This window comes from Streptomyces sp. NPDC050988 (assembly GCF_044456225.1).
Lineage (GTDB): Bacteria > Actinomycetota > Actinomycetes > Streptomycetales > Streptomycetaceae > Streptomyces.
The window spans coordinates 69,793-79,684 of sequence record NZ_JBITFQ010000044.1 but is presented as its reverse complement, the minus strand read 5'-3'; the positions used below and the strand labels follow the sequence as shown (position 1 = coordinate 79,684).

Here is a 9,892-nt window from a genome sequence, read left to right as displayed (position 1 = left end):
CCGGCCCCCGGCCCCGCACGTCCGCCCCCGCCGCGCCCGGGGTCCCCGCCTACCTCGTCCGCGCCGCGGGGGGGGGGGGGGCCCCCGCGCCCCCCCCCCCCCCCCCCCCGGCGGCTTTCTGCGGGCCGCAGAGGACGTCTTGGAGGTACGGAACGCCGGAGGGCCCCAGCGCGATGCTGGGGCCCTGCGGCGTTCTCTCGTCAAGCCTCGTTGCGTACGGGAGCGCCCCGAAGGGGCGCGGGGAACTGCGCGACCAGCCCCCACGACCCGCACGTCACATCGAACCGTGCGGCGCGCTGAGCCCAGGTTCAGGCGTCGTCGCGCCGAAGCGACGACTTCAACTCCTTGAACCGGCCGAGCAGACCGTTCACGAACGCGGGCGACTCATCCGTGGAGAACTCCTTGGCGAGCTGCACGGCCTCGTCGAGCACCACGGCATCCGGGGTCTCGTCGACCCAGATCAGCTCATAGGCGCCCAGCCGCAGGATGTTCCGGTCGACGACCGGCATCCTGTCGAGCGTCCAGCTCACCGCGTACTGCGAGATCAGCTCGTCGATGCGCTTCGCGTACTTCGCGTAGCCCTCGACGAGCTGCATGGTGTACTCGCTCACCGGCGGCTGCCGGGTGTCGGTCCGGGAGTGCCGGATCCAGTCACCCAGGACCGTCTGGACGTCCACGCCGCGCTGGTCCCCCTCGAAGAGGATCTGGAAGGCGCGCTTGCGGGCCGTATTGCGGGCAGCCACGGTTAGCTGTTCACCCGGCCGAGGTAGTCGCTCGAACGGGTGTCGACCTTGATCTTCTCACCGGTGGTGATGAAGAGCGGGACCTGGATCTGGTAACCGGTCTCCAGGGTGGCGGGCTTGGTGCCGCCGGTGGAGCGGTCGCCCTGGACACCCGGCTCGGTCTCCTGGATGACCAGCTCGACGGCGGCCGGCAGCTCGACGAAGAGCACCTCGCCCTCGTGCTGGGCGACGGTGGCGGTGAAGCCCTCGATCAGGAAGTTGGCGGCGTCGCCGACGGCCTTGCGGTCGACCATGAGCTGGTCGTAGGTCTCCATGTCCATGAAGACGAAGTACTCGCCGTCCATGTACGAGAACTGCATGTCACGCTTGTCGACAGTGGCCGTCTCGACCTTGACGCCGGCGTTGAACGTCTTGTCGACGACCTTGCCGGAAAGCACGTTCTTCAGCTTGGTGCGCACGAAGGCCGGGCCCTTGCCGGGCTTGACGTGCTGGAACTCGACGACGGACCAGAGCTGGCCGCCTTCGAGCTTGAGCACCAGGCCGTTCTTGAGGTCGTTCGTGGAAGCCACGGTTGCGGAATCTCCTGGACTGACGTGGACGACCCCGGAACACGCGCACAGCGGGAAGCTAGAGCGCGAGCAGCTCCTTGGTCGTAATGGTGAGTAGCTCGGGTCCGCCGTCCGCCTCGGGGCGCACGACGAGCGTGTCATCGATCCGGACACCGCCCCGGCCCGGGATGTGGACCCCCGGTTCGACGGTGACCGGCACGCAAGCGTCCAGTTTACCCATGGCCGCGGGGGCCAGCTGCGGGTCCTCGTCGATTTCGAGCCCCACACCGTGTCCGGTCAGCGGAGGAAGGCCGTCCGCATACCCCGCGGAGTCGAGAACCTGGCGGGCCGCGCGGTCCACGTCACGGTAGGCGGCGCCGGGTACGAGAGCCTCGCGGCCGGCGCGCTGGGATGCGAAGACGAGGTCGTACAGCTCGATCTGCCAGTCGGCGGGCGAGGTCCCGATGACGAAGGTGCGGCCGATCTCGGAGCGGTAGCCGCGGTAGGTCGCGCCGAGGCAGACGGAGAGGAAATCTCCTTCTTCGACCCGGCGGTCGGTGGGCCGGTGACCGCGGTGCCCGGAGTTCGGCCCCGTGCCGACCGAGGTCGTGAAGGCCGGGCCGTCCGCCCCGTGGTCGACCAGGCGGCGTTCGAGTTCCAGGGCGAGATGGCGTTCGGTGCGGCCGACGAGGATGGACTCCAGGAGCTCGCTCAGCGCCTGGTCGGCGATCTCCGCGCCGATGCGCAGGCAGGAGATCTCCTCCTCGTCCTTGATCACACGCAGCTGCTCGACGGCCGCGCCGAGGTCTCCGAGGCGGAGCCTGGGCGCCACCGAGCCGATCGCCCGGTGCCGGGTCACGGTCAGGTGGTGCTCCTCGACGGCGAGGGAGTCGGCGCCCTGGGCCGAGGCGAGGTCCGCCGCGGCGACGGCGGGGTCGCCTCCGGGACTCGGCAGCGTGTGCACCCGGAGGGCCTCGTCCGGCCTGCCCTCGTCGAGCGGGGTTTCGGGGGGACCGCCGTACACGAGCAGGTCCTCGGTCTTGCCCAGCAGGAGAACGGCGCCGTGGGGGGCCACGCCCGCGAGGTAGCGGACGTTGGCGGGGCGGGAGATCAGCGCGGTCGCGCTGCCGCTTGCCGTGCAGCGCTCTCTCAGCCGGTCGCGGCGGGCCGCGTACGCCTCTGACATGACCCGAGCGTATGAGCTTCGCTGGGTTGGCGCCGGTTGGGGAGGCCGAGTGGGGGGGCCGGACGGGGAGCGGGGTGCGACCGGAGGTTGTGTGCCGGGTGCGGGTGGGTGGGGGCTTGTCGCGCAGTTCCCCGCGCCCCTTGACTGAGTTGGGGGCAGCCCCCTCTTGAAAGTTCGCTACGAAGCGTTCTCTACCACTGCGGGGGACTCGCGATCGACCTTGCCAGTACGTCGTCCAGGACTCGGGCCGTCTGGGGGACGTCCAGTTGGGAGTTGTCGATGATGGGGAGGCCCGAGCCGTACCAGCCCGCCATGCGGCCGTGGATGCGGGCGACCTCCTCGTCGGTGAGGCGGCGGTTTCCGGAGCGCTCGGCGTTGCGCTCCAGGACTATCTCCAGGCCCGGCAGGAGGACGACCGGCAGCAGGCCGGGACCGACGTGCCGCTTCCAGCCGCCGAGGCCGACGACGGGACGGTCGGGGAAGACCGCGTCGTCGAGGATGCAGGAGATGTTGTTGGCCAGGAAGTTGCGGGCCGCGAAGCCGCAGGTGCGGCGGGCGAGACGATACTGCGCCTCCGAGTGGTCGTTCCACCCCGACTGCGGGTCCGCGAAGCCCGAGCGCACCCATTCGCGTACGTCGTCCAGGCTGATGTGCGCCGTGGGCACCCTGCGGTGGTCGGCCCAGTACTTGGCGACGCTGGTCTTGCCGGCGCCTGCGGGTCCGATGAGCAGGACGGCGAGGGTGGTGGACGTCGGATCGGGCGTGCCGGCGGCGGGCGGCGCGCTCGGCATCGGGACGGGACCGCCCGGCGGCAGCTGTACGTGGCCCGTGGTGTCCGGCGTCGGCGGGGCGGGAGCGTGGTGCGGGACCGTGTGATGCGGGGCGGGCGCGTGGCCCGGCGGATGGGGCGCGGGGGGCCCGGTGGGCGCTCCGGCGAAACCGGGCGGTGGGCCCACGGGGGCCGGACCCTGGGGCGCGCCGAGAGGCGCGGAACCCGGGTGCGCGCCCGGGTGGTGCGGTCCCGGGTGTTGTGCGGCCGGCGACCAGCCGGCGGCCGGTCCGTGCCCCGGCTGGTGGGGCGGCGGCAGCGGAGACCCCACTGCGTGCTGCATCCGGTGCCACTCCGTCTCGTGTCTTTGGCTCATTCGCCGCAGGCAATTGGCGCTGGGAGCGGGGCACCCGCCCCACTCCCTACCGAACGGTACCGTCCCCGGCCGCCGTTTGGTGAACGGCGGGGGACGGTCCGAAGTGCCCCTCCGCACAAGGCAAATCAGACCAAGTGTCGCCGGAGGGGGCTATTCGCCCACTTCCCCGTAGGCGGCGAGAAGCACTGCCGGGTCGGGACCCTCCAGGACGGTGGGCTTGCCCAGGCCGTCGAGGACGATGAAGCGGAGGAGGTTGCCGCGGGACTTCTTGTCGACCTTCATGGTCTCCAGGAGCTTGGGCCACTGGTCGTAGCGGTAGCTCAGCGGCAGCCCGACCGACTCCAGGATCGTGCGGTGCCGGTCCGCGGTCGCGTCATCGAGACGACCCGCCAGCCGGCCCAGCTCGGCCGCGAAGTGCATGCCCACCGCGACCGCCGCGCCGTGCCGCCACTCGTAGCGCTCGTTCTTCTCGATGGCGTGGGCCAGGGTGTGCCCGTAGTTGAGGATCTCGCGCAGCCCCGACTCCTTCAGGTCGGACGAGACGACCTCGGCCTTGACCTTGATGGAGCGCTCGATGAGCTCTGCGGTGTGCGGTCCCTCGGGGGTGCGGGCGCCCTGCGGGTCGGCCTCGATGAGTTCGAGGATCGCCGGGTCGGCGATGAAGCCGGCCTTGATGATCTCGGCGAGCCCGGACACGAAGTCGTTGACCGGGAGCGAGTCGAGGGCCGCCAGGTCGCACAGCACACCGGCGGGCGGGTGGAAGGCGCCGACGAGGTTCTTGCCCTCGGCGGTGTTGATGCCGGTCTTGCCGCCGACCGCCGCGTCCACCATGGCCAGCACGGTGGTCGGGATGGCGATCCAGCGCACTCCGCGCAGCCAGGTCGCCGCGACGAATCCGGCGAGGTCGGTGGTCGCCCCGCCACCCACGCCGACGATCACGTCCGTGCGGGTGAAGCCGGACTGACCGAGCGCCTTCCAGCAGTACGCGGCGACCTCGGCGGTCTTGGCCTCCTCCGCGTTGGGCACCTGGATGGCGACGGCGTCGAAGCCCTGCCCGGCCAGGTCGGCCCGCAGCGCCTCACCGGTCTCGGCGAGCGCCTCGGGGTGGATCACCGCGACCCGCTTGGCCCGCTCCCCCACCAACGCGCCCAGCTCGCCGAGCAGTTGGCGGCCGACCAGGACCTCGTACGGCTCGGTGCCCGCCGTGCCGCCGACGTGGATCCTTGTCACCTGGTCCGCCATTTGTCCTCCTGCCGGGGGTCCGGGGGTTGTCCCCCGGAAGATGCGGTCTTCAACTCCAGTGCGTCGAGGACCGCCTGGGCGACCTCTTCGGGGGTGCGGCCGTCGGTGGCCACCACGGCGGCCGCGACCTCGGTGTAGAGGTGGCGGCGGGCGTCCATCAGCTCGCGCCACTGCCGGCGCGGGTTGACGGCGAGCAGCGGCCGTGCCGTGTTCAGACCCGTGCGCTTCACCGCTTCCTCGACGTCCATCGAGAGGTACACGACGGGCTGTCCGGCCAGCAGCGCCCGGGTGTCCGCGTCGAGGATCGAACCGCCGCCGAGTGCGAGTACGCCGTCGTGTCCGGCCAGGGCCTGCCGCACGGCCTGCTTCTCGATCGCGCGGAAGGCGGGCTCGCCCTCGTCCACGAAGATGTCCGCGATGGTGCGGCCCTGCTCGGCCACGATGTCGTCGTCGGTGTCCCGGTAGGCGCAGCCGAGCCGCTCGGCGACCATGGCACCCACCGTGGACTTGCCGACCCCCATGGGGCCGACCAGGATCACGCGCGGAGCGCTCACCGCACGACCAGGTTCTGGAGGTACGACTCGACGTTGCGCCGCGTCTCGGGCACGGAGTCGCCGCCGAACTTCTCCGCCACCGCGTCCGCGAGGACCAGCGCCACCATGGCCTCGGCGACGATGCCGGCCGCCGGGACCGCGCACACGTCCGAGCGCTGGTGGTGCGCCTTGGTCGCCTCACCGGTCGCGACGTCGATGGTGGCCAGTGCGCGCGGCACCGTCGCGATGGGCTTCATGGCGGCCCGTACGCGCAGGAGTTCGCCGGTCGTCAGGCCGCCCTCGGTGCCGCCGGAGCGACCCGAGGTCCGCTTGATGCCCTCGTCCGTCCGCACGATCTCGTCGTGCGCCTTCGAGCCGGGCACCCGCGCCAGGTCGAAGCCGTCGCCGACCTCGACACCCTTGATGGCCTGGATGCCCATGAGCGCCGCCGCGAGCCGGGCGTCGAGCCGACGGTCCCAGTGCACGTGCGAGCCGAGGCCCACCGGCACGTCGTACGCGAGGACCTCGACCACGCCACCGAGCGTGTCGCCGTCCTTGTGGGCCTGGTCGATCTCCGCGACCATCGCCTTCGACGCGTCGGCGTCGAGGCAGCGCACGGGATCGGCGTCGAGCCTCTCCACATCGGCGGGGGTCGGGTAGACGCCGTACGGCGCCTTCGCGGCGGCCAGCTCGACGACGTGCGAGACGACCTCGATGCCCGCCGTCTCCTTCAGGTACGAACGCGCCACCGCGCCGAGCGCGACCCGGGCCGCCGTCTCCCGCGCGGAGGCCCGCTCCAGGATCGGCCGGGCCTCGTCGAAGCCGTACTTCTGCATACCGGCGAGGTCGGCGTGACCGGGGCGGGGCCGGGTCAGCGGAGCGTTGCGGGCCAGTTCGGCGAGGATCTGCGGGTCGACGGGGTCGGCCGCCATGACCTGCTCCCACTTGGGCCACTCGGTGTTGCCCACCATGATCGCGACCGGGGAGCCCAGGGTGAGACCGTGCCGTACGCCGCCCAGGAAGGTGATCTCGTCGCGCTCGAACTTCATGCGCGCGCCGCGTCCATACCCGAGGCGACGCCTGGCCAGGTGGTCCGCCACCATCTCCGTGGTGATCGGCACGCCGGCGGGAAGTCCCTCCAGCGTCGCGACAAGTGCGGGACCGTGGGACTCCCCCGCGGTCAGCCAGCGCAACCTGCTCAACGGTGCTCCTCATGCTCGCGCCCTGGGTACTGCGTACTGCCTTTGCGTACGCGCGTCCTCGCGTACGGCGACGGCGCGACCGGGTGCGCGGCCCTGGCCCGCCGGTAACGATCCTCCCACGTCCGCGCCGTCCGCCCCGCCGCAGGTCCATCAGGCGGACGGCGACGTGGTCAGGTCGTGGCGTCGTCCTGGCGGGTCGGGGGCGCGTAGGACCCCAGGTAGTCGGCGCCGCGGCCCTGCCCGTACTGCGCCGCCGCGTGGACGGGCTGCCCCGCGCGTACCGCCCGCCGGTACGCGAGCTTGCGCTTCAGCTTGTAGGCCCAGGTCGCGAGTACGACGGCCACCACGAGGCAGAGCACCGCGATCTGCACCCAGTCCGGCAGGAAGCGCAGCACTCCCTCGAATATCTCCGACTTCCACGACGCCAGCGTCACGTGCATGGATCAGCCCCCCGGCTCCCCCGTGTTCCGCCCCCTGCGGAACCGAAAGCCGAATCGTATAGGCCCGTCCTACCTGCTCGCGAGCGCCTTCTCGCCCGCTGTCCGCATGGCGTCCAGCGGGGCCGGCGCGCGCCCGGTCATCTGCTCGACCTGGAGCACCGCCTGGTGTACCAGCAGGTCGAGGCCGCTGACGACGGCTCCTCCGTATGCCGACCAGCGCGCCGCCAGTGCGGTGGGCCACGGGTCGTACAGCACGTCGAAGAGCGTGGCGGGCCGCTCGGGGACCACGGAGGAGAGGACATCGGTGGTACCCGCCGGGGTGGTGGCGATGACGAGCGGAGCGCGCAGGGCATGCTCCGCGTCCGCCCAGTCCTCCGTACGCACCTCTACGTCGAGCCGCTCGCCCCACTGCCGCATCTCGGCGGCGCGCGCCTGGCTGCGGACGTATGCGACGACCTCGCCCGTGCAGATCCGCGCGAGGGCGGCCAGTGCGGAGGAGGCGGTGGCGCCCGCCCCGAGGATCGCCGCGGAGTCCACCTGCTCGATCCCCCGCTCGCGCAGTGCGGCGACCATCCCGGGGACGTCGGTGTTGTCGCCGAGACGCCGTCCGTCCTCGGTGAACACCACCGTGTTCACGGCCTCGACGGCGGACGCGGTCTCGCTGATCTCATCGAGCAGCGGAATGACCGCCCGCTTCAGCGGCATCGTCAGCGACAGCCCGGCCCATTCGGGACCGAGTTTCCCGACGAATCCCGGCAGCGCCGCCTCGTCGACCTCGAAACGGTCGTACGACCAGTCGTCGAGGCCCAATTCCTGGTACGCGGCCCGGTGCAGCACCGGGGAAAGGGAATGGGCGATCGGGGAACCGAGTACGGCGGCTCGACGCTTCCGGTCTCCGTCAGTCCTTGTTGCGCCGTGCATTGAATTCCTTAACCAGTTTCTCGTGCTCGCTCAGGGTCTTCGTGAAGTCCGTCTTCTTCCCGTCGATGGAGATGAAGAACATCCACGCGCCGCCGTCCGGACTCACCGATGCCTTCATCGCGTCGGCACCCGGATTTCCGATCGGCCCGGGCGGAAGACCCTTGTAGAAGTACGTGTTGTACGGGTCGTCGTAGTTGCGGATCTCACTCGTCGCAATATCGATCTTGCTCTGACCCTTGAGGTAGTTGTAGGTCGAGTCGAATTCGAGCTTCTGGTTGGTGACATCGTTCGTCGACTTCAGGCGGTTGTAGACGACGGCGGCCATCTTCTTGAAGTCTTCGTGCGTGATTCCTTCGGCCTGGACAAGGCTCGCAACCGTGACGACCTGCAACGGATCGTTCAGGTTGAGCTCCTTGGCCTTGTCCTCCAAGTCGTACTTGGCGTACTCCGTCTTGGCCTGGGACACCATTTCCTTCAGGACCGCCTCGGGCTTCATTCCCTTGGCGGCGGGATAGGTCGCCGGGTAGAGGAATCCTTCCAGCGGGTCCTTGATGTCGCTGTCATTGTTCGCCCAGTCCGGGAGTCCGAGGCTCTTGTACTTCTTCTCGGCGACATCCGCGGTGGTGCCCTTGGAAAGCCCCAGCTGTTTGTCGATGGCCTCGTAGACCGTGACGTTCCGCTGGCCTTCCCTGACGACCAGGTTGTTCTGGCTCTTGGGGTCGAGCATCAGCGCGACAGCGCTTTCGGCGGACATCTCCTTCTTGAGCAGATAGGAGCCCGCCTGAATCTTGGCGCCGTCCGGATTCTTCCCCTGGGCCGACACGAAGGCGTCCACACTCTTGACGACTCCCGCCGCCTTCAGCTTCTGGCCGATCACCGATCCGAAGGCGCCCTTGGGAATCACGACGGTCACCTGGTCGCTCGTGCCGTCGCCCGCGTAGTCCGGCGCCGAGCCGAAACGATCCTGGTAGAACTGGTAGCCGAAATAGCCGCCACCGCCGACCACTCCGGTGAGGGCGAGCGCCGCGACGAGACAGGCGCAGCCGCCCCGGCTCTTCTTCTCGCCCTTGTCCTTGTCCTTGTTGCCCTTGTCGCCTTTTCCGGCCTTCCCGCGCCGACGGCCTTTGGCATCGTCGTCGAGGTCGTCGTCATCGTCGTCGTTGCCGCCAGCGAAGAACGCGTGCTCGCCCTGGTCGGGACCCGGGTCCCAGTCGGTCTGCGGCGGCTCCGCCTCGACTCCCCGGCGGCTCGGCGGCTCGGGCGGCGGATACGCGTCGGGGGTTCCGTAGTAGTCGGACTGCTGACCGCCGTACGCGGCGGGCCGGCCGCCGTAGGGATCGTTCGGATCGACGCCGTACGGGACCTGGGGCTGCTGCGGCTGCTGTTGGTGTTGCTGGTGCTGTTGCCCCGTGTTGTCCCAGCCACCGTTGTACTGCTGACCATCGTTGTACTGCCGGCCGTCACCGTACTGCTGACCGCCGTTGTACTGCTGACCACCCTGGTCGTGGTACCCCTGCCCGCCCTGGCCGTTGTTGTACTGCTGCGGAGCCTGACCGCCGTACTGCTGATCCTGGACGTACTGCTGCTGTTGACCCTGGGAGTAGTACTGCTGCTGGCCCTGGTCGTAGCCGGCCTGCTGGGCGGATCCCCAGTCGCCGTACTGCTGCTGCGGCTCCTGCGGGTGGTGCTGCGGCTGGCCGCCGTAGGGGGACTGGGCCGTGTTGGCCTCCTGTCCTCCCCATCCGCCGTCCCCGAACAACGGGTCCTCCGGATGCCACGGTTCGGAGCCTGGGCCCCGGCCATACTCAGTCATCGATCCCCTAGAGCCGCGAGGCGGCGGTCGCGGTGGCTGTGGCTCGGCTTCCGTCCGCCTCTCTCCTGTGCGGAGGTTATTCGAACACCACCGCATCGCGCGGAACGTTACCGTACCGC

Annotated in this window: 10 protein-coding genes; all 10 read right to left on the bottom strand. The window is 70.2% G+C overall.

Annotation, left to right across the window (positions count from 1 at the left end):
- Positions 1-308: 308 nt before the first annotated feature.
- A complete protein-coding gene (gene nusB / locus ACIBEI_RS46390) occupies positions 309-743 on the bottom strand; it encodes a transcription antitermination factor NusB (RefSeq protein WP_055613845.1) in 435 nt (144 codons plus the stop codon).
- Positions 744-745: 2 nt separating this feature from the next.
- Positions 746-1,312: an elongation factor P gene (gene efp, locus ACIBEI_RS46385; protein WP_055613844.1), complete on the bottom strand. Its 567-nt coding sequence runs from the start codon at positions 1,310-1,312 to the stop codon at positions 746-748.
- Between the two features lie 58 nt (positions 1,313-1,370).
- A complete protein-coding gene (locus ACIBEI_RS46380) occupies positions 1,371-2,477 on the bottom strand; it encodes an aminopeptidase P family protein (protein ID WP_398897244.1) in 1,107 nt (368 codons plus the stop codon).
- Positions 2,478-2,668: 191 nt separating this feature from the next.
- Positions 2,669-3,589 carry a Pro-rich N-terminal domain-containing protein gene (locus tag ACIBEI_RS46375; protein ID WP_398897242.1) on the bottom strand — a complete coding sequence of 307 codons (921 nt, stop codon included), beginning with the start codon at positions 3,587-3,589 and terminating at the stop codon, positions 2,669-2,671.
- A gap of 183 nt (positions 3,590-3,772) precedes the next feature.
- The gene (gene aroB, locus ACIBEI_RS46370; protein WP_398897241.1) at positions 3,773-4,864 is read right to left on the bottom strand and encodes a 3-dehydroquinate synthase; all 1,092 of its coding nucleotides are present in this window, start codon (positions 4,862-4,864) and stop codon (positions 3,773-3,775) included.
- Entirely contained in the window at positions 4,849-5,385 is a 537-nt protein-coding gene (locus tag ACIBEI_RS46365) for a shikimate kinase (RefSeq protein WP_398897248.1), read from the bottom strand. Before ACIBEI_RS46365 ends, aroB begins: the two co-directional genes overlap by 16 nt.
- 29 nt (positions 5,386-5,414) lie before the next feature.
- Positions 5,415-6,599 (bottom strand): chorismate synthase, encoded by a 1,185-nt coding sequence (aroC, locus tag ACIBEI_RS46360; RefSeq protein WP_055618429.1) that lies wholly within the window; start codon positions 6,597-6,599, stop codon positions 5,415-5,417.
- A 170-nt stretch (positions 6,600-6,769) separates the two neighbouring features.
- Positions 6,770-7,039 (bottom strand): hypothetical protein, encoded by a 270-nt coding sequence (locus tag ACIBEI_RS46355; protein WP_398897239.1) that lies wholly within the window; start codon positions 7,037-7,039, stop codon positions 6,770-6,772.
- A 69-nt stretch (positions 7,040-7,108) separates the two neighbouring features.
- Positions 7,109-7,960 carry a shikimate dehydrogenase gene (locus ACIBEI_RS46350; RefSeq protein ID WP_398897238.1) on the bottom strand — a complete coding sequence of 284 codons (852 nt, stop codon included), beginning with the start codon at positions 7,958-7,960 and terminating at the stop codon, positions 7,109-7,111.
- Complete coding sequence (mltG, locus tag ACIBEI_RS46345) at positions 7,938-9,773, bottom strand: endolytic transglycosylase MltG (protein WP_398897237.1); 1,836 nt, start codon at positions 9,771-9,773, stop codon at positions 7,938-7,940. Before mltG ends, ACIBEI_RS46350 begins: the two co-directional genes overlap by 23 nt.
- Positions 9,774-9,892 lie beyond the last annotated feature (119 nt).